Source organism: uncultured Hymenobacter sp. (assembly GCF_964242765.1).
Classification (GTDB): Bacteria; Bacteroidota; Bacteroidia; order Cytophagales; family Hymenobacteraceae; genus Hymenobacter.
The window spans coordinates 36,518-63,178 of record NZ_CAXTBM010000030.1 but is presented as its reverse complement, the minus strand read 5'-3'; the positions used below and the strand labels follow the sequence as shown (position 1 = coordinate 63,178).

General features: G+C 58.4%; 23 protein-coding genes. 14 read left to right on the top strand and 9 right to left on the bottom strand.

What is annotated here, in order from left to right:
* Positions 1-21: 21 nt before the first annotated feature.
* Both ACFE7X_RS14000 and ACFE7X_RS13995 read right to left on the bottom strand, forming a co-directional pair.
* On the bottom strand, positions 22-747 hold the full coding sequence (locus ACFE7X_RS14000; protein WP_375436296.1) for a DUF1990 domain-containing protein: 726 nt from the start codon (positions 745-747) through the stop codon (positions 22-24).
* Positions 740-1,309 carry a hypothetical protein gene (locus ACFE7X_RS13995; RefSeq protein ID WP_375436295.1) on the bottom strand — a complete coding sequence of 190 codons (570 nt, stop codon included), beginning with the start codon at positions 1,307-1,309 and terminating at the stop codon, positions 740-742. The genes ACFE7X_RS14000 and ACFE7X_RS13995 overlap by 8 nt, the downstream gene beginning before the upstream one ends.
* Before the next feature lie 366 nt (positions 1,310-1,675).
* Here ACFE7X_RS13995 and nfi point away from each other — a divergent pair, with 366 nt between their 5' ends.
* Complete coding sequence (gene nfi / locus ACFE7X_RS13990; protein WP_375436294.1) at positions 1,676-2,362, top strand: deoxyribonuclease V; 687 nt, start codon at positions 1,676-1,678, stop codon at positions 2,360-2,362.
* Between the two features lie 23 nt (positions 2,363-2,385).
* Here the strand turns inward: nfi and ACFE7X_RS13985 are convergent, their stop codons facing one another.
* A complete protein-coding gene (locus tag ACFE7X_RS13985) occupies positions 2,386-3,294 on the bottom strand; it encodes a glutamate--tRNA ligase family protein (RefSeq protein ID WP_375436293.1) in 909 nt (302 codons plus the stop codon).
* 142 nt (positions 3,295-3,436) lie between these two features.
* Between ACFE7X_RS13985 and ACFE7X_RS13980 the strand changes: the two genes are divergently transcribed.
* A complete protein-coding gene (locus tag ACFE7X_RS13980; protein ID WP_375436292.1) occupies positions 3,437-4,768 on the top strand; it encodes a serine hydrolase in 1,332 nt (443 codons plus the stop codon).
* A 179-nt stretch (positions 4,769-4,947) separates the two neighbouring features.
* Here the strand turns inward: ACFE7X_RS13980 and ACFE7X_RS13975 are convergent, their stop codons facing one another.
* The gene (locus ACFE7X_RS13975; RefSeq protein WP_375436291.1) at positions 4,948-7,125 is read right to left on the bottom strand and encodes a S9 family peptidase; all 2,178 of its coding nucleotides are present in this window, start codon (positions 7,123-7,125) and stop codon (positions 4,948-4,950) included.
* A gap of 286 nt (positions 7,126-7,411) precedes the next feature.
* On the opposite strand from ACFE7X_RS13975, the gene ACFE7X_RS13970 reads away from it, so the two are divergent.
* The 7 genes from ACFE7X_RS13970 to ACFE7X_RS13940 all read left to right on the top strand — a co-directional run bounded on the left by ACFE7X_RS13970 (position 7,412) and on the right by ACFE7X_RS13940 (position 15,194).
* Complete coding sequence (locus ACFE7X_RS13970; RefSeq protein ID WP_375436290.1) at positions 7,412-8,125, top strand: pirin family protein; 714 nt, start codon at positions 7,412-7,414, stop codon at positions 8,123-8,125.
* A 153-nt stretch (positions 8,126-8,278) separates the two neighbouring features.
* The gene (locus ACFE7X_RS13965; RefSeq protein ID WP_375436289.1) at positions 8,279-8,854 is read left to right on the top strand and encodes a nitroreductase family protein; all 576 of its coding nucleotides are present in this window, start codon (positions 8,279-8,281) and stop codon (positions 8,852-8,854) included.
* A gap of 178 nt (positions 8,855-9,032) precedes the next feature.
* Complete coding sequence (locus tag ACFE7X_RS13960; RefSeq protein ID WP_375436288.1) at positions 9,033-9,743, top strand: pirin family protein; 711 nt, start codon at positions 9,033-9,035, stop codon at positions 9,741-9,743.
* A 141-nt stretch (positions 9,744-9,884) separates the two neighbouring features.
* A complete protein-coding gene (locus ACFE7X_RS13955) occupies positions 9,885-10,943 on the top strand; it encodes an MBL fold metallo-hydrolase (protein WP_375436287.1) in 1,059 nt (352 codons plus the stop codon).
* A 203-nt stretch (positions 10,944-11,146) separates the two neighbouring features.
* On the top strand, positions 11,147-13,582 hold the full coding sequence (locus ACFE7X_RS13950; protein WP_375436286.1) for a prolyl oligopeptidase family serine peptidase: 2,436 nt from the start codon (positions 11,147-11,149) through the stop codon (positions 13,580-13,582).
* Positions 13,583-13,826: 244 nt separating this feature from the next.
* On the top strand, positions 13,827-14,129 hold the full coding sequence (locus ACFE7X_RS13945; protein ID WP_375436285.1) for a glycine zipper domain-containing protein: 303 nt from the start codon (positions 13,827-13,829) through the stop codon (positions 14,127-14,129).
* 129 nt (positions 14,130-14,258) lie between these two features.
* Complete coding sequence (locus ACFE7X_RS13940) at positions 14,259-15,194, top strand: D-2-hydroxyacid dehydrogenase (protein ID WP_375436284.1); 936 nt, start codon at positions 14,259-14,261, stop codon at positions 15,192-15,194.
* Positions 15,195-15,251: 57 nt separating this feature from the next.
* Here the strand turns inward: ACFE7X_RS13940 and ACFE7X_RS13935 are convergent, their stop codons facing one another.
* The 4 genes from ACFE7X_RS13935 to ACFE7X_RS13920 all read right to left on the bottom strand — a co-directional run bounded on the left by ACFE7X_RS13935 (position 15,252) and on the right by ACFE7X_RS13920 (position 17,520).
* Positions 15,252-15,767, bottom strand: coding sequence for a GreA/GreB family elongation factor (locus tag ACFE7X_RS13935; RefSeq protein ID WP_375436283.1), 516 nt, complete (start codon positions 15,765-15,767; stop codon positions 15,252-15,254).
* A gap of 83 nt (positions 15,768-15,850) precedes the next feature.
* The gene (locus ACFE7X_RS13930; RefSeq protein WP_375436282.1) at positions 15,851-16,579 is read right to left on the bottom strand and encodes a DUF72 domain-containing protein; all 729 of its coding nucleotides are present in this window, start codon (positions 16,577-16,579) and stop codon (positions 15,851-15,853) included.
* A 190-nt stretch (positions 16,580-16,769) separates the two neighbouring features.
* Entirely contained in the window at positions 16,770-17,273 is a 504-nt protein-coding gene (locus tag ACFE7X_RS13925; RefSeq protein ID WP_375436281.1) for a DUF2243 domain-containing protein, read from the bottom strand.
* Complete coding sequence (locus ACFE7X_RS13920; protein ID WP_375436280.1) at positions 17,266-17,520, bottom strand: hypothetical protein; 255 nt, start codon at positions 17,518-17,520, stop codon at positions 17,266-17,268. The genes ACFE7X_RS13925 and ACFE7X_RS13920 overlap by 8 nt, the downstream gene beginning before the upstream one ends.
* Positions 17,521-17,718: 198 nt before the next feature.
* On the opposite strand from ACFE7X_RS13920, the gene ACFE7X_RS13915 reads away from it, so the two are divergent.
* Positions 17,719-18,675, top strand: coding sequence for a 1-phosphofructokinase family hexose kinase (locus ACFE7X_RS13915; RefSeq protein WP_375436279.1), 957 nt, complete (start codon positions 17,719-17,721; stop codon positions 18,673-18,675).
* A 293-nt stretch (positions 18,676-18,968) separates the two neighbouring features.
* Here ACFE7X_RS13915 and ACFE7X_RS13910 read toward each other — a convergent pair whose 3' ends face one another.
* Complete coding sequence (locus tag ACFE7X_RS13910) at positions 18,969-20,108, bottom strand: glycerophosphodiester phosphodiesterase (protein ID WP_375436278.1); 1,140 nt, start codon at positions 20,106-20,108, stop codon at positions 18,969-18,971.
* Positions 20,109-20,500: 392 nt separating this feature from the next.
* On the opposite strand from ACFE7X_RS13910, the gene ACFE7X_RS13905 reads away from it, so the two are divergent.
* The 4 genes from ACFE7X_RS13905 to ACFE7X_RS13890 all read left to right on the top strand — a co-directional run bounded on the left by ACFE7X_RS13905 (position 20,501) and on the right by ACFE7X_RS13890 (position 26,603).
* A complete protein-coding gene (locus ACFE7X_RS13905; protein ID WP_375436277.1) occupies positions 20,501-21,481 on the top strand; it encodes an AAA family ATPase in 981 nt (326 codons plus the stop codon).
* Between the two features lie 142 nt (positions 21,482-21,623).
* Positions 21,624-22,499, top strand: a complete 876-nt coding sequence (locus ACFE7X_RS13900; protein ID WP_375436276.1) for a DUF58 domain-containing protein — start codon at positions 21,624-21,626, stop codon at positions 22,497-22,499.
* Positions 22,500-22,553: 54 nt separating this feature from the next.
* Positions 22,554-24,221 (top strand): BatA domain-containing protein, encoded by a 1,668-nt coding sequence (locus ACFE7X_RS13895; protein WP_375436275.1) that lies wholly within the window; start codon positions 22,554-22,556, stop codon positions 24,219-24,221.
* A gap of 132 nt (positions 24,222-24,353) precedes the next feature.
* Positions 24,354-26,603 (top strand): hypothetical protein, encoded by a 2,250-nt coding sequence (locus ACFE7X_RS13890; protein ID WP_375436274.1) that lies wholly within the window; start codon positions 24,354-24,356, stop codon positions 26,601-26,603.
* Positions 26,604-26,661 lie beyond the last annotated feature (58 nt).

Below are 26,661 nucleotides of genomic sequence, written 5' to 3'. Positions count from 1 at the left end.
GTAGCCGTAGCTGATTTGCAACTAAGTCGCTTTGTCTAGTTGCTCTTGCGCCTGTTCTTGGGAGGATGCGGGCTTGACCGGCGTGGCGTTAGCCCCACTAGGTGAACTCCCCCCCTTTCGTAGCATTTCTTCTACCTGCGTTTTCAGCCGCTGCATCGACTGCCGGGAGAAACGCTTTTGCAGCATGCGGCCGAAAAGCTTGAAGCCGAGCCAATAGAAAGGATTGCGGATACGGCCGGTTTGGGAAAGGGCATGGATGCGAAAAACGACGCGGCCCGTAGTCAGGTTTTTGTGAACCGTGAACACAATTTCGCCGCGCTCGAAATGACCTTCGAGCGTGCGGTAGTTGTAGCCCCAGACCTGTTCCTCGCCGCCTTCGGGCAGCGGCCGACGCTCGTCGGTGACACCGCCAACCCGCACCCCAAACCAAAACGAAAACCCCAGGAACCGGCCGCGCAGCACCATTACGCGCTGCTCCAGGGGCTGGTCGGGCACGAAGATGCCGGTGATGAGATTGGGGGGCGGAAAGGTGTAGTTGCGCAGCACTTCGCGGGCCGCTGCCCACGAGCCTTGCGCGGCGGGCGGACCAGGAGCTTCGGGTGGCAGTTCGGTTTCGTAATCGTCCACGTTCCAGCCGGTCTGGCGGGTGTATTCGTGGGTGCGGTTGAGGTCGAAGTTGTAGCCGGCTTTTTCGTAGGACTTAAGCCGGGCTTTCTGTTGCTCGTCTAAGGGCTGTGCGTTAGGCATCGTGGGTGACCTTGGTTTCGGAATCACTCTGCTTCACGGTTTCTACGTGCACGGGGCCTAATTGGAGGCCGCCACTGTGAGAGACTACGCGCTGGCAAAACGTCTCCCACGTTTGTTGCTGCACCTTTTTGCCCATGCCCAACGTGTCGTACGTGAAAGCCACCAAGCCATCGCGCGAGCGGGCCCAGGAGTGAATTTCAAATCGGAGGGTATGGGGCAGGGAAGTGTGTGGACGTAACGAGAAACGAATACGCCCTGCTTCCGGGTGGTTTTCCAGCGTCACCAACTCGAAATAATCGAAGTCCACTTCGACTACGCGCACGTCACCGTTCCAGGGGCCCAGAATCTTGATCTGGTACTCGTCGTTTACACGCAGGCAATGGGAAGTACCCTTCGACTTTTTGAAATCAGCCAATAAATCAGGCGAAAAGTCGGACAAGTTGCATTGGATATGCTGCATCAGTTCGGCCGCCGACTGGCGCGAATGCTGCATATCCACCCAGTAACGACGCTCGAAAAGCGGGCCACTGCCACTATGAGCGGGTTGTTCAGGTTTGGGCATGGCTAACAGCTGAGTTTCGGACTACTAGTCGCTTATACGTGCCGGCACTAGTAAGTGGTAAGACGTAAGCAGCTAATCATTAGTTGAGGCGCTGCTGACTAATCATATAGCTTTCATCAACTCCTCCCACTGGCATACTCAATCAGAACGATTGTCATTCCGCGCATCAAGCGGAGAGAGGAATCTGAGTTGAATTGCTCAACGACTTTGAACCAGATTCCTCTCTCTGCTTGATGTGCGGAATGTCAAAAGGACAGTTGTTTTGGTTGAATGCTTGTCTCGACGATACCAATTGCCGTTGACGCCCAACTTCAAGCTTAGCTTGGCAGTACACACTACTATCCACTTATCACCCGTTTGCTGCTTATGGCTTACTACCGCCCGCCCGGCCCACCCGCCGACCCCATCGTTGTGCGCGACCTAACGCGCCTGCAAGACGAGATGCGCACCCGCGTTCGGCAGGAGGCCCTGGTCCGGGAGCCGCAGTTTATTGCCGGCTGCGACTCGTCGTTTCCCACGCCCGACACCATCTTGTCGGTGTTTGTGCTGCTGCGTTTTCCTTCGCTGGAACTGGTAGAAAAGGTGTGGAGCGCGGGCCCGGTGGAAGTGCCGTATATTCCAGGACTGCTGTCTTTCCGCGAAGCCCCCAACGTGCTCAGAACCTACGAGAAGCTTCAGCAGAAACCCGACGTGATTATGGTAGACGGGCACGGCATTGCGCACCCGCGCCGCATGGGCATTGCCGCCCACCTGGGCGTACTGCTCGATATGCCCACTTTCGGCGTAGCCAAACAGAAGCTAACCGGCACGTTCCAAGAGCCGGCCCCTACAAAAGGCAGTATTTCCGCGCTGCACGACCGGAACGGCGACCTGCTCGGCGAAGTAATTCGCTCGAAAGACAAAGTGCAGCCCCTGTTCGTGAGCCCCGGCCACCGCTGCGACCAAGCCACGGCCACCCGCCTCACCCTAGCTTGCCTGCGCGGCTACAAGCTCCCCGAACCCACCCGCTTAGCCGACCATTGGGCCGAGGAATTCAAGAAAGAGTTGAAATAACGGAGGGCCTCACCCCCTTCACCTTACTCCAGAGCCTCCCGCAACGAATCCAACGATTCGCTGGCTGCTTCAGGTAGGTTGAGCAACTGAGCTACGGCCGCATACACCACCCGCGGACAACTCGCCTCCACTGCAATGCCGCGTTGCTGGCTCGCCTGTGTGGATTTGGAAAGCTTGTGCCCCGTAGCATCCAGCAGCAGCCCGTGGTGTAAAAATTGCGTGTTTTGAAACGATTCTGCGCCGGGTAGCCGGCTGGCCAACCAGAGTTGCGCGGCGGTGCTAGGCAGCAAGTCCAGCCCGCGCACAATCAGCGTAACGCCTAGCCGCACGTCGTCCACTATCGAGGCTAGCTGGTAGGCCGCCGTGCCATCTTTTTTGCGCACTACAAAGTCGCCCAGGCCCTCGGCTAGCGGTACCGAGAATTGCCCTTGCCACAGATCGGGCACTACTACCGTTAGGCCGGCCGGAACGTGGGCGCGCCAAGCGGTGTCGGGCGCATCTGGCGCTAAAGCTTTGGCGCGGCAGGTGCCGGGGTAGTTGCCACTCTGGGAGAGAGCAGTGCGAGCAAGATCAGTGCGGGAACAGTGGCAGGCGTAAAACAGATTGGGGTGGGCGGCGCGGGCGGCTTGCAGCGTGGCTTCGTAGGCGGCCAGAAACTGCCGTTGGGAGTAATGTCGCTCGAAGTCGTCGGGGCCGCTGGGGCCGTGGTCGTAGTCGAGGCCGAGCCAATCCAGAGTCTCGAAGATGTTGGCGAGGTAGGCAGGGCGGAACCGGGCGCGGTCCAGGTCGTCGATACGCAGGTGCAGGGTGCCGCCAGCCCGGCGGGTAAGCAGCCAGGTAAGCGTGAAGTTGACGGCGTTGCCCAGGTGCAGAAAGCCGCTAGGCGTAGGCGCTAAGCGCGAAACAACGGGAGATACTGGAAGCTGTAGCATACACGTAAGAGCCGAAAGGTACTACCTGCTACTTCATTGAGTGTAAAACAAATACTACGCATGGCCTCAATAGTATAGTGGCGCTTAAACTTCTGAACTTGAATATTATCGAAGGTGGCAGCTACTTATATCTGGCTATTGCATGAAACACCCTATACTCTTCTTAACGCTCGTGCTTGCACTAGCTACGCTACCCGCCCGCGCCCAGCAGCCGACGCTGTACTTCCCGCCAAATGCAGCAACTGGCACCTGGGCCACCACCCCGCCGCAGAGCCTGGGCTGGTGTCAGCCGCAGCTTGATTCGCTGCTGGCTTTTCTGGGCCGCAAGCAAACCAAGTCGTTCATCGTGCTTCAAAACGGCCGAATTGTAGTGGAGCGCTACTACGGCACCTACACGCAGGATTCTGTTTGGTATTGGGCCTCGGCAGGCAAGTCGCTCACGGCTACGCTGGTGGGCATTGCCCAGCAAGAGGGCCTGCTTCGCCTCTCCGATAGTACCTCGCGCACGCTCGGCCGAGGCTGGACCTCGGCCCCGGCCGCCAAAGAAAAGCTGATTACGGTGCGCAACCAACTCACCATGACCACCGGCCTCGACGACACCCCTCCCACGCCCTGCGACAACGAAAGTACGGCGGCAGCTTGCCTGCTTTACCAGGCTGATGCAGGAACGCGCTGGGCTTATCACACCGGCCCGTATCGACTGTTGCAAGACGTAATAGCTTCTGCGAGTGGCCTTACTATCAACCAATACACCAACCAACGGCTCACTTCTCGCATCGGCATGGATGGGCGGTGGGTGAACAACGTGTACTACAGCCGGGCCCGCGACATGGCCCGTTTTGGCTTGCTGACGCTGGCGCGCGGCACCTGGAACGGTACGGTTATTCTGCGCGATACCGCCTACTTCCGCCAGATGACCACGCCCTCCCAACCCTTCAACCGCAGCTATGGCTACTTGTGGTGGCTGAACGGTCAAACCTCTTACAAGCTGCCTGGCCCGCAGCAAACCACCTTTTCCGGCCCCCTCGTTCCCACCGCTCCCGCCGACCTAATTGCGGCGTTAGGCAAGAACGACCAGAAAATTTACGTGGTGCCCAGCCTCAGGTTGGTGGTAGTGCGCCAAGGCAAGGAAGCGGGCGACGTCCGCTTGGCGTTATCCTCATTCGACGCCGAACTGTGGCGCTACCTGATGGCTGCCATCCAGTGCCGGCCGCTAGCAGCCGACAAAGCGGTTGTAGAATCGGCCGCCCAATTCCACCCAAACCCTGCCACCAACAGCGTCACAGTTGCCTCGGTACCCGGCACGGTCCGCTTGCGCCTGCTCGATGTTACCGGCCGGGTAGTGCGGCAGCAGGTAGCCGCAACCACCGAAACCTCTGTCTCCCTAACTGGCCTGCCCAATGGCCTGTATCTGCTGCAATGGCTGGCACCGGAAGGCCGCGTGCTAGTCACGCGCCGGCTGGTGGTGCGGTAGAATTGCTGTCATTGCGAGGCACGAAGCAATCCGTCCTCTCAAAGCCCAGACTTTCCTAAACAGACAAGCCCTTGACGTATGCTCAACGTCAAGGGGTTGTTGCATTTCAGGGTTTTCAGCTTGACAGAGGACGGATTGCTTCGTGCCTCGCAATGACAGCTGCTTCTCCTATCTCCCTTTTAGCGGGCGCCGGGCGGGCAGTGCTCTTGCAGGAACTTGGTGTAGGTGCTGGCCAGGTGGCGGCTGGTGCCCTCGCCTTCCGAAATGCTGTGGCTGCGGTTAGGATAGGCCATCAGCTGGAAGGTTTTGTTGTGCTTCACCAGCTCGTTGATCATCTGCTCGGCGTTGTTGTAGTGCACGTTATCGTCGCCGGTGCCGTGGACGAGGAGCAGGTTGCCACGCAAGTTTTTGGCGTAGTTCAGCGGCGAGCCTTCCACGAAATACTTCTTGTCTTCGGGCAATAGGCCCATGTAGCGCTCCTGGTAGATGTTGTCGTAGTTGAGCTGATTGTCAACGGCGGCAATGGAAATACCGGTTTTGTAGATCTGCGGATACTGGAACAGCAGGTTGAGCGTGGACGAACCGCCGCCGCTCCAGCCCCACACCGCCACGCGGGAGGTGTCTACGTAGGGGCGCTTTAGCACTTCTTTGGCGGCCATGGCCTGGTCGCGGATGTTGAGCAACCCAATGTTGTGGTAAATGGCTTTGCGCCACTCCCGACCTTTGGGAGCCGGCGCGCCCCGGTTTTCCACCGACACGTAGATGTAGCCGTCGTCGGCCATGTTACCGGCGTAGAGGCGGTTAAGGCCCGTCCCGAACCGGTCCGTTACGGTTTGGCTGGCGGGCTCGCCGTACACGTAGAACACGATGGGGTACTTCTTGGTCTCGTCGAAGTTGGTGGGCTTCACCATCCAGCCGTCCATGGTCACGCCATCCACGGTTTTCACCTGGAAGAATTCCGCTTTCGGCAGCTTCACGCCGCGGGCCCGCTCCGGAATTTCGCCGCCGCTCAGGCGCTTATGATCCGGCAACGATACCACATCGGCCACCGGAAAAGTGGAAGCGTTGGAGAACGTGTGCAGCGCCAGCTTGCCGTTCGGCGAAATGTCGTAGCCGTGGGTGCCGGCCAGTTCCTTGGTGGTTACCCGTTCGGCCTTGCCGCCTTTCAAAGCCACTTTGTAGAGGTAGGTTTGGGTGGCGTTTTCGGGCGAAGCGGTGAAGTAGATAACCCCGTTCTTCTCATCCACCAGCTGCATGCTGATAACGTCGTAGTCGCCTTTGGTGAGCAGCTTCGGCTGGCCGTTGCGGGTCATGGCGTAGATGTGGCGCCAGCCGTCTTTCTCGCTCAACCAGACGAAGCTTTTGCCGCCGTCAACCCAGTCCCAACCCACGGCTTCGGCCTTGGCATCAATCCAGGCTTTGTCGGTTTCCGAGTAGATGGGTTTCACGTCGCCGGAGCTGGCGGTGCAGAGCATCAGCTTGCTTTCGTTTTGGCGACGGTTGAGCTGCTGAATGATCAGCTCGGTGGAATTAGCGGCCCATTCCATGCGCGGAATGTAGTGCTGCACGGCGTCGCCGGGTACCTTCATCCAGGTAGTAGCCCCACCTTGCGCGGGCACCACGCCCACGCGGCAACGGCTCGGGTCTTCGCCCACCACCGGATACTCCACGGGTATCGTGAAGGGATATAGCTGATCGGTGGTGTTGAGCATCAGGTAGTTCTTGGTTTTGCCGGCGTCCAGCTGCCAATAGGCAATGCTCTGCCCGTTCGGCGACCAGCGGAACCCATCGCGGCAATCCAGTTCTTCCTCGTACACCCAATCGAAGGTCCCATTAATCAGCGAGACAGTGCCGTCGGTGGTCAGAGGCTTGATGCTGGCCGCAGCCAAATCCTCCACGTAGATATTATGCTCGCTCACGTAGGCCACGCGCGTGCCGTCGGGCGAGAACTTGGCGAACATCAACGACGATTCCGGCCGGCCTTTACCGAGCTGCTTCATCGTATTGGCCTTCAAGTCGGCCACCCAATAGTCGCCGCGGGTGTCGTAGCGCCACACCTTTTTGGTGTTGGTGTGGATCAGCACTTTCTGGCCGTCGTCGGAGAAAGCAAAGCGCCGCACTTCAATCGGAGCTGACTGGCCCTGGGGGGTCAGCAGGCTTTTGCCCACCAGCACGGTGCGCTTGGTTTTGTCGCGGGCGTCGAGCTGGACGATTTCCCCGTTTTCGGCATTCATGTAACTGTAGCCGTCCTTGGTCCATTGCGTGCCCGGCCCGAACTGCGCCTGCGCTTGGGTTCCAAGAAGCAGCTGAAAAAAACATATCACTGCGACCATTCGCCGCGTGCAAATTCTAAGCATGTGGAAAGCTTTAATCGGTAAAAGGTGAAAGGTGGGTGAAATTACACAATGCGTACTCGTCTTGCTTGGTCTGGCCGCCGGCCTGGAGCCAGGTAGCAGCAGGCAGCACGCTGTACTTGTGGTACTCAAGACCCTACTCTCCCGCTTTCGTTGCACAGAGGCCACAACCAGCTAAACAATTTCCATAACGATATATAGATGAAAAATGAACTTTGTTAGCTAATTGATGTATGTACATATATTTCGTATCTTTGACAGAAAATCAAGTAGGCTTAGAACTCAGATTATGCAAACGCTCCTCCACCCCGCCGATTCGCGTGGTCATGCCAGCCATGGTTGGCTTAATTCCTATCATACGTTCAGCTTTGCGGGCTACAACGATCCGCAGCGCGTGCATTTTGGTGTTCTGCGCGTCCTCAACGACGACACGGTAGCGGCCGGCATGGGCTTTGGCACCCACCCGCACGACAACATGGAAATCATCAGCATTCCGCTTTCCGGTACGCTGGAGCACAAGGACAGCGCCGGCAACCACGGCATTATCCAGAGCGGCGACGTACAGGTGATGAGTGCGGGCACGGGCATCGCGCACAGCGAGAAAAACCACAGCAAAAGTGAGGAAGTGAAGTTTTTGCAAATCTGGCTGTTCCCCAACAAGCGCAACGTGCCTTCCCGCTACGACCAGCAAACGTTCCGCGCCGCCGACCGCCACAACCAGTTCCAGCAAATCCTCTCACCGAACCCCGACGATGCGGGCGTTTGGATTCACCAAGACGCGTGGTTTCACCTGGCTGATTTCGATGCCAACTTTTCGGCTGATTACCAAGTGAAGCAACCCGGCAACGGCGTGTATGTATTCGTGCTGGAAGGCGACGCCACCGTAGCCGGCCAACTCCTGCACCGCCGCGACGGTTTCGGAATCTGGGACACCGATTCGTTTCCCATCAAGGCCGATAGCAGCACTCGCCTGTTGTTGATGGACGTACCCATGACCCTGTAACAGCAATCCGTTCCCTTGTGTGTCCTTCCGACGCAGGAGGAATCTGGTCCTTATCGTTGAACGACTTAACCCAGATTTCTCCTGCGTCGGAAGGACACACAAGGAGGAACAACAATCAGTGAAATCATTTTAATCAGCATAAATCAGCAATTTATGAAACTCGCCACCACCACGTATCCCGTGCTTGAAACCATTCGCAAACGGTGGAGCCCCCGCTCTTTTGCCAGCTACCCCGTCGCGCCCGAAACGCTGACCCAAGTATTTGAAGCCGCTTCCTGGGCCGCTAGCGCCATGAACGAGCAGCCTTGGCGATACATCTACGCCCACCATGCCGACCAGGAAAACTTCCAGAAAATGGTGGACTGCTTGGTGCCCGGCAACCAACCCTGGGCGAAAAACGCGCCCGTATTGATTCTGGCCCTCGCCAAAACGCATTACGACAATGGCACCCCCAACGGGGCCGCCCTCCACGACCTCGGTATGGCCAACGGGAACTTGTCGTTGGAAGCCACGGCCCTCGGCCTGCACACCCATTTCATGGGCGGCTTCGACCGGGACCGTGCCAAGGAGCTGTTCGAGTTGCCCGACACGCTGCAACCCACCGTGATAATTGCGCTAGGCTACCTCGGCGAGGCCGAGTTACTGGAAGAGCCGTTTCTGAGCCGCGAGAAAGCGCCGCGCCAGCGCAAACCCGTTAGCGACATTGCCTTTCACGGCCAATTGAAATAGGTGGTAGCGCGAAGCCTGCGCTTCGCGTATCGTTGAACAACGTACTAGCAGGCGGCGCTTGGCTTGCTGAACAAACAGAACCCGCGCCGCCTCAACACAACAATAACGTTCAGCGATACGCGAAGCAAAAGCTTCGCGCTACAGCCTCATACCCACCATCATCCACTCACCTACCACAATGCCCCATACCATAATTCGCGCGGCCGACCGCGGCTTGAAAGACATTGGCTGGCTGCAAAGCAACTTTTCGCTCAGCTTCGGACCGTATGCGAATCCGGGGCGGAGCGGCTTCGGCTTGTTGCGCGTCTTCAACGACGACTTCGTGAAGCCCGGCAACGGATTCGGTTTGCACGCCCACGCCAATATGGAAATCATTTCGGTGATGCTGGCGGGCCGCATGAACCACATCGATTCGTTGGGCTTCAAGGAGGAAGTTTCCACCGATTGGGTGCAGATTATGAGTGCCGGCACCGGCCTGCGTCATGAGGAATATAACATCGGCGACGACGAAGTGAACTTCCTGCAAATCTGGGTGGAGCCCAAGCTGCAAAACGTAACGCCCCGCTACCAGCGCCGCCATTTCCCCGCCGAGAAGCGCCGCAACCAGCTCACCACCGTTGTCAGCAACGAGGAAGGCACGGCGCACTGCTGGATCAACCAGAACGCCAAACTCTCACTCGGCTACTTCGACGCCGGCCAAACCGTGTCCTATAGCCTGAATCCACTCAACAAAGGCGTGTTTATTTTCCTGATGGAAGGCGCCCTAACCGTGAACGGCGAAGCCATAGCGCAACGGGAAAGCATTGGGTTGTGGGAAACAGGTACGGTGAACATAGAATGCTCTGCCGAAAGCAAGTTTATTATCATTGAAGCGCCCATAAACCATTAGCGCTTACGTTGCTTGTCGTGCGAAGCTTCGGCTTTGTGTATCGTTGCTGACTGCCACGCCGTAACAACGGTTGTTGTGCGGTAACGGTCCGCGAAGCCGGAGCTTCGTGCTTTGCTTTGATCTGTTTTTACCTTCTGCTCTATGACCAAGCGCCGTGTACTTCTGGGGATAATGGCGCTGTTGGTTTTGTTGGCGGGCGGTGGTTTTCTGATTGGCTGCTCTATTTCCGCGCCGCGCTACCAGGGGCCAGTAAGTGCGCATTTCAACGGCCAACAGTTCCAGAACGCGGGCGGGGTCCGCGCCCAGGAAGGCCTCGGCCCGCTGCTCCGGTGGCAACTGCACCGCGACAAAGGCAACTTCCCAGAGCGGCCAGATTTGCCATACGGCCCCAAGCCGCCGGCGCGGGTGGGGTTTGGTAAGCTGCGCGTTACATTCATAAATCACAGCACGTTTCTGCTTCAATTCGACAGTTTGAATGTGCTGACCGACCCAATCTGGAGCGAGCGAACCAGTCCTTACCAGTGGATCGGGCCGAAACGATTACGGCCACCGGGTATACGATTCGAGGATTTGCCGAAGATTGACGCCGTGCTCATCAGCCACAACCACTACGACCACCTCGACCTGAACACCCTGCGCCGCCTTGCTGCCCGCGACCAGCCGCGCATTTTTGCCGGTCTGGGAGTGCGGACTTTTCTGGAGAAAGAACACCTTGCCAACGCCACCGACCTGGATTGGTGGCAGCAGCACCCCCTCAGCCCAACGGTGCAACTAGTGAGTGTACCGGCGCAGCACTTCTCGGGCCGCGGCCTCCGCGACCGGGACGCAACCCTCTGGACCGGTTTTGTGTTGCGCACCGCCGCCGGTCCGCTCTACTACGCCGGCGACACCGGCTACGGACCACATTTCAGTGAAATCGGGCGCCGCGAAGGTCCAATCCGGCTGGCTATTCTGCCCATTGGCGCGTATCGGCCCATTTGGTTTATGCAACCCATTCACACGGCGCCCGCCGAGGCCGTGCAAGCTCATCTTGATTTGAAAGCGGCCCGTAGTATTGCCACCCACTTCGGCACTTTTCAGTTGGCGGATGATGGCCTGACGGAGCCGGTAACGGATCTGCGAAAAGCCTTACGTGCCAAACAGATTCCTGACAGTGCGTTTTTAGTGCTTGAAGAAGGTACAGGATGGCCGCTACAATGATAGGCTGCGCACCTAACTAGCTAGCGAAGGATTGATATTAACCTTTAACTGCTAAGGCTGGAAAATTCCATATTTATCAACCACAATTTATTCGTTGAATAATCCTTACAAGACTATAAACCAGGAAGTAATGATGGGATATTTATAAAATCACGGAAATTTCTTCCGACTTTTGTCCCGGAATTATCCGAATTACTTGCTGTATGAAACAACGTTTACTCGTGCTTGCCCTGAGTGTACTAAGTGTTGCGGGCTGGGCGCAAGTCTTACCTAACCAAGGTCCTCCAAAAGCTATTGCTGCGCTAGCCGAGGTTTCGCCAACGCCGAAGGTGAGTATTTCACCTAATGGAGAATGGCGGTTGGTGCTTGATGTGCAAGAAATTCCCTTCACGCCCGATTTAATGCAAACGGAGCTGCGCCTGGGTGGTTTGCGCATCAATCCGCGCACCAACGGCCAAAGCCGAGTGAGCTATGCTACTAATCTGCGCCTCAAGCGGCTGCCCACGGGCAAAGAACTATTGGTGCAGGGGCTGCCCGCTAACGCCCGCATCAGCGAAGTAACTTGGTCGCCGGACAACACCAAAATCGCCTTCACCCATACTACCAGCAACCACATCGAGTTGTGGATCGTCGATGTAGAGTCGGCTTCGGCTCGTATGGCGCCCAATATCTTCCTGAATGGCGTATTTGGGTCTTCTTACGAGTGGGTATCGGACAGCAAAACGCTGCTGGTGCGCGCTATTGTGGGCGGCCGGGGCGAAGCGCCCGTTACATCTGCGAAGGCGGCCACTCAGTTGCCTGCTCAACCCGACGCTAATGCTCAGCAGGGGTGGGTGAAAAATCCTACCGACGAACTCCTTTTCAACTACTACGCCCTGGCCCAGGTGGTGAAGCTAAGTATTGATGGCCGGATGCAGCCAATGGGTTCACCAGGCATTATTCAACAAGCCTCACCTTCTCCCAACGGCCAATTTGCTTTAATTAAAACCCGGCACCGTCCTTTTTCTCATACGCTGCCCGTTAGCTTTTTTCCGCTGCGAGTGGAGGTGCTGAACATGGAAGGACTGCTGGTAAAAGAGCTGGCCGAATTGCCAATCGTCAACAGCTTGCCTGCTAGCCCCGATGCGGTGCCCACTGGGCCGCGCAACCACAACTGGCGCGAAGATGCGCCCGCTACCTTATATTGGGTGGAAGCGCAAGACGGCGGCAACCCCCAAACGGCCTCCCCTATCCGCGACAAAATATTGGGTATGCCCGCCCCCTTCGACGGTAAGCCACTGGAGCTAGCCGTTTTGCCGTTGCGCTTTGCTACTATCTACTGGGGCACCGACAATTTGGCGCTCGTGCAAGGTTTCCGCTGGGCCGACCATCACCAAACCACCTGGACGCTGGACCTAGCCACCAAAACTTCTCTCACGGTCCTTTTCGACCGCTCAACCGACGATACGTACACCGACCCGGGCACACCCTACATGCAGCGCAACGAGTTGGGCCGCCCAGTGCTGAGCACCAATGTAAAAGGCGACGTTGTGTACTTGTTTGGCAACGGCGCTTCACCGGAAGGCGACCGACCGTTTGTGGACGAATTGAACGTGCGAACCAAGAAAAGTGTGCGGTGGTGGCATGCTGAAGGACCTTTTTACGAGGTACCCGTTGCTATTCTGGATGCCAACAAGCACCACTTGGTTACGCGCCGTGAATCAGCAACGGAAACGCCGAACTACTTTTTACGGGAGGCACGCTCCGGGCGTCTCACACCGATAACCACTTTTGCCAATCCCAACGCCAGCCTAAGCAGCTTCAAGAAGCAGGTAATTAGGTACAAGCTCAGGCTATCTGACAGCGTGGAGTTAACGGCCAACCTGTATTTGCCAGCCAATTACAACAAGCAGGATGGACCTCTGCCCACACTGCTGGAAGCCTACCCAATGGAGCGTAAAACCAAGAAGGCCAGCCAAGTAAAAGGCTCGCCCTATATGTTCTCGCGGTTGAGTTGGGGCTCGCCTGTATTCTGGGTAGCACAGGGCTACGCAGTACTCCAGGGGGCGAGCATGCCCATGATGAGCGAGGGTATGCAGCAGCCCAACGAAGCTTACACTAAGCAACTTGTGGCCTCGGCCAAAGCGGCCATTGATGAAGGCCAGCGGTTAGGCATAGTGGACCTGAAGCGAGTAGCGGTTATGGGCCACAATTACGGAGCAGGCATGACGGCTAATCTGTTGGCGCACTCCAGCTTGTTCCGGGCTGCCATCATGCGCACCGACAACTACGACCGTATTCTTGCGCCGTTCGGTTTCCGAGGTGAAGATATTCCCACTCAACAAGGCACCGAGACGTACGCCAGCATGCTGCCCCTCGATTCCGTTAGCGAAATCAAGGCGCCTCTTTTGATCATCGATGGCCGGGTCGATAACCAAGCTAGCGCGAGTACCGGTGAGTTGGAACGGTTCTACAAGGCCGTGAAAGACCAAGGGACTGTTGCGCAACACATCACGCCACCAGTTGAGTCGCGGGGTTATGCCACCCGTGAGGCCGCTATGTACGTGTTGCGGGAAATAAATTCTTGGCTGGACACGCACATGGTGAGCATACCAGTAGCTCCTGCCGCTGCCACCACCGGCCAAGCCGTAGCGGAGTAGCCTACCTTTGCTAGTATAGTGTGTACCCTCAGGCTTTCAGCTTGGGGGTATTTTTGCATTTGCACTACCGACAACGTGGGCAACGTGCGCTGATGAAGGAGGTAACTACTAACAGAACCCCGCCTAAGTAGAAATATTCCACTTATTTACTGTACAATATTATGCCGTTATCACAACCCGATTTCTACCGCCTGCGTTTTAGGCTATAGTTCAGTTTAAGTTTCTGTTCCTAAAATTTGCTGCCATGAAGACGCTCAAATTATATGTAGCTATGTTGTCTGCCGTTCTGATGCTGGGCAGTACCGTTGGCACCCCTGAAGTAGCAGCGCAAACCACCAAGAAAGGCTGGAGTAAAAAAGGCAAAGGCGCCGCTATTGGTGCTGGTACGGGTGCTGTAGCTGGCGCCGTAATTGCTGGTAAAGGAGACCGGGCAACCGGTGCCGTAGTGGGTGGTGCCGCCGGAGCAGTTGGCGGAGCTCTTATTGGCCGCAAAAAAGACAAAAAGAAAGACCCGGTACGCTACGAGCAGTACTCCAAAAAAGACTAGTAACCAAGATGTTATGGTTTATGAAAAGCCCTGTGCCAGTTGGCGCGGGGCTTTTTGCTCATTATCCAGAGCATACCATTGCTAAACTCACTACGCAACCTTGCAGCCTCATTAGGCAGTATGTGCCATATGCACCTATTCGTTTACACCACGCTCAACGACCACGCTCGGCACCTGCTGCTCACGCAGCTGCCTCCGCATATCACTACTACCTTCCGCCAGGACCTTGAGGAAAACGAACAAGCTGCCACTTTCGGGCTAGCCGACGTCTTACTAGGAAATCCACCAGTTGAATGGTTTACGGACGTCCCTCCAACGGCCCTACGCTTTTGGCAGATTGATTCGGCAGGTATCGACCGGTACAAGCAAGTGCAAACACCAGCGCAAGTGGCCAACGTGGGTGATTTTTTTGCCTGGCCCTGCGCCGAAACTATGGTTGCCGGCATCCTGGGCTGGTACCGACACATTCCGGAACTGGCCGTGTTGCAGGCGCAGCAGAACTGGGTAGGCGCGCCCATTCGCGAGCGGCTTGGGCTGCTGCGGGGCAAGCGCGTTGTTGTTTTGGGTAGTGGGGCTATCGGACAGGCAGTGGCCAAGCAACTAACGGGCTTCGACTGCGCCGTCCAGTTTCTAGCCCGCACCGACCCGCAGGCGCAACTGCACACCAAGGAAGAACTGCTGGCCGCCCTCCCCGAAACCGACGTTGTAGTGAACTGCCTGCCCGGCAGCGCCGAAAACTTTTTCTCGGCCGAGTTGGTGCAGGCCATGCCGCCCAACAGCCTCTACGCCAGCGTGGGGCGCGGCAACACCACCGATGAGCCTGCTCTGCTGGCCGCCCTCCAAGCGGGCAGCCTTGCTGGTGCCATCCTCGATGTAACCAATCAAGAGCCTTTGCCCCTCGACAATCCCCTTTGGCAGTTGCCCAACGTGTTGCTCACGCAGCACAGCGGTGGCGGCCAACCCGGCGAGGATGAAGGCAAGGTGGAAATTCTGTTGCGCAACCTGCTCCGCTTCGAGCAAGGTGAACCCCTGGAAAATCAAGTCAACTTGAGCCGTGGCTATTAAGGCCTATACTTAGGAAGAGCTAGAGGCAGCAAGCAATGGCGGTGAGAACAGGCGGCTCTAATAGGCTATAGAAGTCACTTCCACTATTTCCTCTTTTGGCCCCAGATGCAACGTTACGGTTTCTGCTAGTCGGGCACCAACTACCGCCCGGGCTATGGGCGCCACAAAAGCTACTTTGCCTTCTGCCACCGACGCTTCGTCAACCCCTACAATGGTAAAGCGCCGTACTTGCCCCGGCTTGCCACCACTGTGGGTACGTAGCGTAACGGTAGCCCCAAATCGAACTTCGTTGGCCGGTTGGTTGGCTGGGTCCACCAATTTAGCCGTGGCAATACGTTGGTTGAGCGCCGTGAGCTGGGCATTGAGGATGGTCAGTTGCCGGGTACGGTCTGCTTCGTTTTCGCGGTTTGCTTCCGCTTGCGTACGCCGGGCTTCCATAGTTGCCAGTTCCTCCCGCAGCTGCTCTAGGCCTTGCGGCGTTACGTAGTTGGGCGTGCCCGGCGGCAACGCGGGCCGCGGCGGAATAATGGGGGCTTCTAGCGAATCGTCTTCTTTGGTGAATGCTCGGCTCATGTTACTTGCTAACGCAGCGCATTACCGGGGGTTACTACTGTAGCCTGCTTGATGCTTACCCTGAGTTGCTTGGCTTCGGCAACTTATCTGGCACTTACCAACTCCTGCATCTGGCGGGCATTGCCGATAGCGGAAGCGTCGATGTCATTATTGAAGTAGAGATACGCTTCCTGGACTTGATGGGCCGCTTCAATCTGCGTGGTTACCTGCCGCAACTGTTCCTCGTTGTAGGGCGACTTATACAGTTCCGGCACTCCATGAAAGCGGTAATAAAGCACGTTGCTGTTGGCTACTACCTCATCGGGGAGCTGCGGGTGGCTTTGGCCGCAGAAAGCTACGCCGCGCCGGGCCAGTTCCTGGTACACGTGCCCTTCCCACCAACTCGGGTGCCGAAATTCCAGCACGTTGTGAAACGCCGGGTCGAGGCTATCTAAAATCCGCTGCAACCGGTCGTCGGAGTAGGCCATGCGCGGCGGCAGCTGGAACAGCACTGGGCCCAACTTTTCGATTAGCCCTTCCTGCACTGTGCCGTAGAAATCGGCGAGCAGTTGAGCGGCGTCGTTGAACTGCTTGTAATGGGTAATCAGGCGCGGTGCTTTCACCGAGAACTTGAAATCGGCAGGGCTGATTTGGTACCAGTTTTCCAGAAACGACAGTTGGGGAAAGCGGTAGAACGTCACGTTCAGCTCCAACGTGCGGAAGTGCTGGCTGTAAAACTCGAACCACAAGCGCTGCGGCAGCTTATCAGGGTAGAAAACGCCTTTCCAGTGGCGGTAATGATAGCCGGAACAGCCAACGTGCCAGATGGGCATAGCGTGAGTTGTAAGGTGAAATGAAGGCGACACTTACACTATGAGAGTATTCAGGCTGCTTGTCATTCCGACATTCCGCGCTTCAAACGGCGAGAGGAAGCTGACTTATGGCCGCAGAACGATCATCCTCAGATTTCTCTCGCCGCTTGAAGCGCGGAATGGCGGAATGACAAGCAACTGGAGTGAACTTTTACCGATACTCCCCCGCCACGCTTCGGCTGGCGGTATCGTGGCGGCCGGCTTTGATGAGCGACCAGCCGCTCAGCAGCAACAGCCCGCCGAAACCAAGGAAAGCTAAGTCCCAGGGCAGCTTGTTGGTGGCATATTCCTGGACGTGGTGCAGCCCCAGCAGTTGATGGTCGATGATGCCTTCTACCACGTTAAACAAGCCCCAACCGAGCAATAGCGCGCCCATAAACGTACGCCCCGACCACGGCACGTCGCGCCGGTTGCCCACCGACCACAGCATCCGCAGCCCAATGGCCGTCATGATCCAAACGGCCGCATGAAATACTCCGTCCCAGTACATATTCACTTTGGCCGCCACCAGCGTGTCGGGTGGTAGTTGGTTGGAAAGCATGTTGTGCCACTGCAAAATCTGGTGCAGCACAATGCCATCAACAAAGCCGCCGAGGCCAGCCCCCATCAACACGCCAGCGGAAATCAAGGGGGAACGGTGGAGCTGATTAGTCATGCAGGGCAGGTGAAGTGAAACGGCGAGTGAGCGTATCGGCAAAGAAGAGCCCTACTCCCAGCAGTACCAGCAAGCCGACCGGCAGCAGTATGAGCAGAAGATTGTGGCCGTAATCGGGGGCGTGAATGGTGGCTTGTACACGCGGGCGGCACACGCGGCACGCCCAGGCGGGCGGGGCCAGCCAGCACAGTAGCCAGCCGGCTAGTATTGCCGCGCGGTATGGGGCACTTGTCTTTGGGATTGTCATGTACCTGGCACCTACGCAGCGCCGGGGGCATGGGGTTATGGTCGAGTTTACGGACTTCCGCGCTTGAGAGGGCGCTTTCGGGTAGAGCCAGACAGTGGTTGGTTAATTCGCGGCGTTTTGCAACTTAGCTCTGTTGGGCAAGTACATAAGGGCAGCAACGCCCTTTTCGTAGCGCCCTAACCCTTAGCATCTTTCCATATGGCTCAGATCGTCACGCTCACCCTGAACCCGACGGTAGATAAAAGCACTTCGGTAGATAAGATTGTGCCCGAGCATAAGCTCCGGTGCGCCCCACCCAAATTCGAGCCGGGCGGAGGTGGCATCAACGTGTCGCGGGCACTCAAGCGCCTGGGCACCGAGTCGTTGGCCATATTTCCGTCGAGCGGACCGGCCGGCACGCTCTTGCAGCACTTACTCACGCAGGAAGGCATTGCGCAGCAGCCCATTACCACTATCAACTGGACCCGCGAGAACTTCATTGTCGTCGATACCTCGACCAACCAGCAGTACCGCTTCGGTATGCCGGGCCGGGAGATTTCCACCGATGAGCAGCACGTAATTCTGGAAACCCTGCAAGCCCTCGATCCGGCCCCTGAGTACCTGGTAATAAGCGGCAGCCTACCGCCCGGCATCGCGCCCGATTTCCTGGCCGAGGTGGTGCAGCAAGCCCACGCTGTCGGCACCAAAGTTGTGGTCGATACGTCGGGGCCTGCCTTGGAGCGGGTGCTGGAGGAAGGGGTTTTTCTAATTAAGCCGAACGTGGGCGAACTCAGCCGCATGGCGGGCGTAGACGAGCTCGACAGCCGCGCCGTAGGGGAAGCTGCCAAAACCTTGATTAGGGAAGGCAAATGCCAGATTATTGTAGTCTCGCTGGGGCCGCAGGGGGCTTGCATCGTCACCGACGACCTGATAGACCACGTTCCGGCGCCCGCCGTCAAAAAGCGCAGCACCGTCGGCGCCGGCGACAGCATGGTAGCAGGCATGCTTTGCGCCCTCGCCGACGGCAGGTCGATACGGGAAGTAGTACGCATGGGCGTAGCCTGCGGCACGGCCGCTACCATGAACTCAGGCACTGAACTCTTCAAGAAAGACGACGCCGAACGGCTCTACCACTGGCTGCTCGAAACCATGCCGGAAGTGAAAGCAGTAAGCTAAAAGCCAGTGCGGTTTCAGCGCCAAGCTACCAGACAAGCCGTGGCTGAGAAACGGATACAGGCCCGGCTGCCGTGCCGAATGAGGAAGGAATCGGAGAGTTAATTCCAACTGAAATAGTTGAATTTCTTGCTTCACTCGCAACGACAGGCAAGTTTTCCGGTTTTCAGCTATCGACTGACGGCGTTACCCCGAAGCTTCACCACAAAAAGCCCCAGCGGAAGGGCACACAGGCCGTTCCACCGGGGCTACTGTTTCGTTGCGAATCGTTTATCTAGTCTAGGCTAAGCTGAGGCCTATTTGCTCTTGGCGGAGGCCTTTGTTGGAATAAAGTTTTTGGCATCTAGTGCCGCCGGGGTGAAGTCGGTGAACACGCCGTCGAGCCCTAAGTTGTAGAAGTTTTTATACTCGTTGATTGGGTCGTTGCCGTAAGCTGGCAGTAAATAGCGCGGCTCGTTGCGGAACGTGTACGCATGAACGAGCAGGCCGCGCGAATGCGCCCGCGAAATAAGGTTGGTAGCGGGCAACAAGCTCATATCGGTTGACCGATACGGCTGCACGTACGGTTTCCAGGGCCCAATGCCATCAGCATAGGTTTTAATGAAATCCAACCCGGCATTGGTTGTCAAGTCCAAGTAAGTACGCGAGTCGCCCGAAACCACGAAATCGTAGGGCTGTGCATTCGGCGCCTGCATGATCAGGGTGCCGTTGGCGTCTACATCAGCGGCATCTAGGAGCTGCACCAATTTCACGGTCGAGCGGTATTGATTGCGAATAGCCCGCAGGTTGCCTACCTCAAACGACTGCACAAACACCGGCGCCGTGCGGCTGTTCAAGCCCGCGGCGGTCAGGGCCTGCATCAGCTTGTCGGTGAGCGGCAATCCTAGGTTCTGGTGGAAGGTCGGGTGCTTGGTTTCGGGGTAGATACCGATAATCCGCCGTTTGGCTATGGTTTGCGCCTTCACCAGATTAAGCACTTCCTGAAATGTAGGAATGTTATAGAGGCCATTATATTGCTGCGGCCTGTCGGCCATCGGCTGCTTGGCCCGCATGGTTTTGATTTCCGCCAAGGTGAAGTCACTGGCAAACCAATCGTTTACTGGTACGCCGTCCAGTGATTTGGTGGTTTTGCGGCTCGTAAACTGCGGCAAATCCGCCACGTTGGTAGTGCCCGAAAGAAACGGTTCGTGCCGGCAGACCAGCACCGAATCCTTGGTTAGCACCAAGTCCTGCTCGATAAAGTCGGCTCCCTGGTCGATGGCGAGTTGGTAAGCCTCCAGCGTATGTTCCGGCAGAAAGCCCGAAGCTCCGCGGTGCGCCACCACCAACGGGGGCCGGCCGTCGAGGGTGTTATATGGAACGGTGTTGCTGTCGTCATCCTGACAAGCAGTGGCGGCCAGCAAGCAGGCGGTGGAAAGGAGTAGAATGTTTCTCATGGCTGGTAGGATAGTTCAGCGCAAAAGTTGGATTCCTACATCACTTCCTGATTAAGTCTGGATTACTAAATTGAGAGTAGCACGCGCAGGGTTTCTGCGCACAATCACTGCTGAAATCTTGCGCGTAGAAGCCCTGTTATTCCGTGCGAACTGCTTGCGGGGCCGCTGCGCAAAAGCGGAAGCACTGTCCGCTAGGTTGTCGCTGCCACTGGATGTACCAATGTTGTTGCGTATTATGGCCCTGAAATCATAGGGCCAAAAGCCGTTTTTGCCCCACCTTTGCCACCAATCCAGGTGCTAATAGGAGCCATTGTGGCTGAAAACACAAGCTACAAGCAGCCTTGCGCCTTAAAAGCAGACTTTACACTGTATTCGCTTTCCAACCCTACTGCGTGACCGAACAAGACGTAACCCGCCTCCTGGCCAAGCTGCCACCGCTACGCGAAGAAATTGCCAAGGTAATTGTAGGGCAGCACGAGGTGTTAGATGAGGTACTTGTGGCCCTCTTAGCCGGGGGCCATGCGCTCCTCGAAGGTGTACCAGGCCTAGCCAAAACCCTGCTCGTACGCACCTTGGCTTCCGCCACCGACCTGCCTTTCCGCCGTATCCAGTTCACTCCCGACCTGATGCCGACCGATATTCTCGGCACGGAAATCCTGGAGGAAGACCACGGCACCGGCCACCGGTCCTTCAAGTTCAACGAAGGCCCCATCTTCGCCAGCCTCGTCCTGGCCGACGAAATCAACCGGACGCCTCCCAAAACGCAGGCGGCCCTGCTCGAAGCCATGCAGGAAGGCCACGTAACCTACGCCGGTCAGGAACACGCCCTGCCCAAGCCGTTTTTCCTGCTGGCCACCCAAAACCCCATCGAGCAGTCGGGCACGTACCCGCTGCCCGAAGCGCAGCTCGACCGGTTTCTGCTCTACATCCGCATCGGCTATCCCACCGAGCAAGAGGAACTGGCGGTGCTTAGCGGTACCACCGGCACTGCCCGCCCGGAGGTGCGCCCCGTGCTCAGTGGCGCCGATGTACGGCAATTGCAGCAGCTGGTCCGGCAAGTAAGTTTGAGTGATGAGCTACTCGGCTTCGTCAACCGTCTGGTACGGGCCACGCGTCCGGCCACTTCCGAAGTGAAGTTCATCCGGGACTACGGCCGCTGGGGCGCCGGTCCACGCGCCGGGCAGGCTCTGATTTTGTGCGCCAAAGCCCGCGCCCTGCTGCAAGGCCGCTTTGCCGCCACCTTGGAAGACATTCGCGCCCTGGCCCCAGCCGTGCTGCGCCACCGCGTGCTGCTCAACTTCAACGCTGAAGCCGAGAACCTGACGGCCGATGACGCCGTGCGAGAATTGTTGAAAGGGGTGAAAGTCAATTAAAAATTGAGAATTAAGAATTAAAGATTCTTTCAACGCAACAGAGTCTTTCATCTGCTCAGTAAATCCTGCACGCAAAGGCGCAGCCGTTCCACACAAACAGCACCAAATTTTTAATTCTTAACTCTCAATTTTTAATTGATTAATGCTTTCCCCTGAACTCCTCTATGCCCTGCACAACCTGCCACTGGCTGCCAAACAGGCGGCGGAAGGGTTTTTGCACGGCCAGCACCAAAGCCGGCGGCACGGCGTGGGCATGGAATTCAGCCAATACCGCCCCTACCAGCCCGGCGATGACCTGCGCCGCCTCGATTGGCGCTTGGCCGCCCGCTCCGATAGGTATTACCTGCGCGAGTCGGAGGTGGATACCAGCCTGACGGTGCATTTGCTGCTCGACGCCACGGCCAGCATGAACCACCGCGACGACAACGGCCTGCGCAAGCTCGATTATGCCCGCCTGCTGCTGGCGGCCTTGGCCTACATAGCCACCCAGCAGGGCGATGCTGTTGGCCTCACCGTCCTGCACCCGGCGGGCCTGCACCACTTGCCGCCCCGCGCCGATGCCCGCCAACTGGCCCGCCTCTACCACGCCCTCGAAATCACCGAAGCCACCGGCGCTTTTCCGGATGCCGGCACGCTGGCCCCGCTTACGGCGCGTCGCCAACGCGCGCTTACTGTGTGCGTAAGTGATTTGTACGAGCAGGATGCGGAGATTGAAGGGTTGCTGACGCGTATGCGGGCTACTTCGGGCGAAGTACTGCTGCTGCACCTGCTGGCTCGCAACGAGCTGGAGTTCACTTTTCGCGGGGCCGTCACGTTCGAGGACTTGGAAACCGGCCAGCGCCTGCAACTCGACGCCGACCAACAACGCACCACTTGGCAGCAGCAGCTACAGGCATGGCTGGAAACCACCGCCCAGCAAGCCCGCCGCCACGGCTTCGACTACCATCAACTTAGTTCCTCGGACCCGCTGGACCGGGCCATGCGGGAGTTTATGCGGCGAAGAACCCTCCTGGCCTGACTGATGGCGCCCGCAACCTCGCAACAACCTATTCACTTCCTCTAATCACCTGCTTTGGGTTCGTTTACCTCCTATAGTCTCATCGATGCCATGGCCGGGCTGCTGGCCCTGTTGGGACTGGCAGTGCCGCTCGCTATTCACCTCTGGAACCGCCGCCCGGGCCGGATGGTACAAGTAGGGAGTGTGCGCTGGCTGGCGGCTGCGGCCAACCGGCGCCTGCGCAATTTGCGCCTCGAACAGGTGTGGCTGCTGCTGCTGCGCGCCGCGGTGGTGCTGTTGCTGGCGCTGGCTGTGGCGCAGCCGCTTTGGGTACGCAGCCTGCCCCAGCAACCGGTGCGCGGCCACGTGCTGCTTTCGCCCGAGGTACTGCGCCCTGAGGTGCTGCCCGCTCTGCGCCCCAGCGTCGATTCATTGCGCCGCCGCGGGTTTGCGCTGCGGCTATTTGCGTCAGGTTTTCAAGCTATTTCCGCGCAGGCCTGGGCTAGCCCCGACTCTTTAGCCAAGCTGTCGGCCGCTCCGGGCGCTACGGCGCTGGCGGCGGGAGCACCCTCGGTTTCGGGGTCGGCTACGTTGCCCGATGATTATTGGGCCCGGGCGCAGCAGGCTACCGACTCTTTCCCCAACCAGCCGCTGCGCGTAGTATCGGGTGCGGCTCGTAAGTACTTCACTGGCCCGCGCCCGGCCCTGCCAGCCCGCCTGACGTGGCAAGCGGTGCCCCTACCCGACTCGGTGGTTTGGCTTGCCGAAGCAGCAGTAGCAAAACCCGGCACACTGCGCTTGCTGGTGGGGCGAAGTGCAGAAGATGCCACCACGTTTCGGGTGGTGCAGCAGGCATTGCCCCGCGCGGCTACTTCTCTAACGGTGGGCGGCCTGCCGGAACTACACTATCAACCCGCCCAAGCTGGCCACTCCGCTACCATCGAGCAGCCCAACCGGGCGCGGGTACCGGTGGCGGCCAACCCGTTGCGGGTGGTGCTTTATGCCGATGCTTCGCACATTGAGTCGGCGCGCTATGTGCGGGCGGCGCTGGAAGCTGCCGCTCTTGGCTTGGCGCAGCGCCTGGAAATAACGTCCGGCTCGTCGGCAACTGCTTTTGCAGAAGCCACGCCCCCTAACTGGCTTTTCTGGCTGAGTGACAAGCCCGCCCCTACGGGTTGGCGCGCGCAAACGCAGCGGGGGGCGCAGCTTTGGCAGGAAGCCACTGGTGCGGGCACAAAGGTTGAAACCGAGTTAGACCTGACCGGCTTAGCTATTCCCTCCGTAGCTATCAGCCGCCTCGATACCACCGCCAAGGCTAGTGCCACCAAACTGGTGGTGTGGCAAGACGGTACGGGCAGGCCGGTGCTCACTCACCAGTCGAGCGGCACCGGCGGCCTCTATCAGCTAACGACTCGTTTGCAACCCACCTGGAGCGGCCTCCCCGACAGCCCCGCACTACCCGAGCTGTTTCTAGAGCTTCTGCGCCCCGCTGCCCCGCCCGACACCTACGCCAGCTCAAACGATTTGCGCCAGGTAGACACCCGCCAGCTTTCGGCGCCGGTTTCCTTGGTTTCGGGAACCCATTCTGCTACTCCTCAACAGCCCGCTGACCTTAACGCGCCGCTGACCGAAGATCGGCTACTAGCAAGCACTGACTTGCGGCCGTGGGCGGTGCTGGCGGCGTTGGTGCTGTTTGCGGTAGAACGTTGGCTGGCCACCCGCCGCACCTCGGTTAGTAGTTAGTATTTGGTAGCAAGCTGCAAGAATGAATGACTGCACCTACTTAACAATCAATGGGTTTTCTTTTCCCTTAATGCGTAATACTCACTACTTACATCTTAGCACTAACCACTCAATATCAACCGCCAGCTAGTTATGAGTGTTGTTGCTACATCTTCCGCTACTGGCCGAGAGCTGCTGCGCGAAATCAGTCGGCGCGAGGCCAACCGCCGCACTATAGCGCTGTTGATGCCGTTGGCGGCGGCTATTCTAGCCCTTGGCGCTTGGGTTCGGCACTGGTCGGCGGGCCCATTGCTTTTCAGCGCGGGCCTGGTGGTGTTACTGCTCGGTGCGGGTTTCTGGCTGTATAACCTGCGTCAGCCCCGGCTAACGGCACTCGCCCAACGCCTCGACCGGCTGCACCCCGAGCTGGAAGACAGCACCGGCCTGTTGCTGCGCGCTGAAAGTCAACCGCCGCTAAACCTACTGGAACAGTTGCAGCAGCAGCGCATCATGGCCCGGCTAGCGGCCCTTCAAGCTGAAGTTTCCCATTTGCTGCCTTTCTCGTGGCAACCCACGGTGCTCATTACTGCTGTTTTGCTGCTGCTAATGGCAGCTGGCCTGTGGTGGCATCGGCCAACTCAATCAGCGGCGCAGGCGGCATTGCCCGTTCACTTTCCGGCCACCGAAACGCCGCGCCGGCCGGGTCAGCCGGTGCCGGCCAAGCTGCTGGATACGCGGTTGCTCGTGCGGCCACCGGCCTACACCCGCCGCGCGGTTTTTACGCCTACTAGCCTGTCCTTTAGCTGCCCTACCGGCTCGCGGGTGCGCTGGACGGTGCGCGTAAACCGGGCCACCGGAGCTGCCCCAGTGCTAGAGCTAGGTTCCAAGCGCATCAGTTTCCGCAGTGTGGCCAATCAGCCGACAAAGTTTGTGGCCGAAGTACCGGTGACAGTTTCAGCCCTGTACCGCCTGCGCTTCGCCGGGCAAGTTTCCGATGATTACGCCCTCGATGCAGTGCCCGACCAAGCGCCCAGCCTGAAAATTCAAACGCCCAAGCCGTACACCCTCGTTGAGTTTGGCCAGAGCTCGACGGTGCCGGTGCGCGTGGACCTGCGCGACGACTACGGCCTGAGCGAAGCCCAGCTAGTGGCCACGGTAGCGCAAGGCCAGGGCGAAGCCGTGAAGTTCAAGGAAGTGGTTACCAACCTCAGCGGCCAGTTGCGCGGCCAGCCCCGCCAGGCAACCCTAACGACTAGTTTGCGCCTGCCAGCTCTGGGCCTCACCTACGGCGACGAAGTGTACTTCTACGTCAGGGCCCGCGACAATGCCCGCCACCTCACCCGCTCCGACACCTACCTGGTGCAGTGGGAAGATACCACCGTGCAAGACGGCCTCACCGATATGTCGATGAGCGTGAATGTGGTGCCGGCGTACTTCCGCAGTCAGCGCCAAATCATCATCGACACCGAAAAGCTGATGGCCGAGCGCGCCAGCCTGCCCGTCGCTACGTTCACTGAGCGCGCCAACAACCTGGGCTTCGACCAAAAGATGTTGCGGTTGCGCTACGGCAAGTTTTTGGGGGAAGAATCGGAAAGTGGTTCGGCCCCCCAACCGCCTGCAAGCACCGATACCAGCCACGAAGAACACGCCGGTGAGAAAGCCACCGAAGCTGGCCATGCCGCCGATGACGGCCACGACCATGCTGCCGAAACGCCAGCCGGGGGCGAAGCCGCCAACAGCGCTGCCGCGCTAATGGAGCCCTACATCCACCGCCACGACGACGCCGAAACCGCTGATTTCCTGGAGCCCGCCGTGAAAGCCAAGCTCCGGGGCGTCCTGAACCAGATGTGGGAAGCTGAACTGCGCCTGCGTTTAGCCAAGCCGGCCGAGGCTCGCCCTTACGAGTACCGTGCGTTGCGCCTACTGAAGCAGGTGCAGCAGCAAACCCGCGCTTACGTCCGTAAATCCGGCTTCGAGGCGCCCGTACTGCCCGAAGCCACCGCCCGCCTTTCCGGCGACCTGGCCGGGGCCGCCACGCCGCGCTTGCAGCAGCAAACCACCCGGCCCGCCACGCAACCCGAAATTCGGGAGGCTCTGCGCTTGTTGGCTGCCTTGCGCACCGGCCAAGTCGCCCGCCCTACCGATGCCCTGACGCTGGAACGAGCCGGCCAAGCCGTAGCGCAAGCCGCGCTGCAACGACCCGGCGCCTACTTAACCGCCGTGCGGGCCCTGCGTCAGCTAACTACCGATGCCCGCGCCAGCCGCGCCGCCTGTGCTACGTGCTTCGCTCCCGCCGAATCAGCCCTGACTGCCTTGCTCCCGGCACCACCGGCAACTCCCGTCCGCACTAACAACGGTGGCCGATTGAGTCAGCGCTATTTTCAAAACTTAAATTCCCAATGAGTTAGTGCTTGATGCTTAGTTGACCAGGCTCGGGGCAGCTGGAATTCACACCACGACC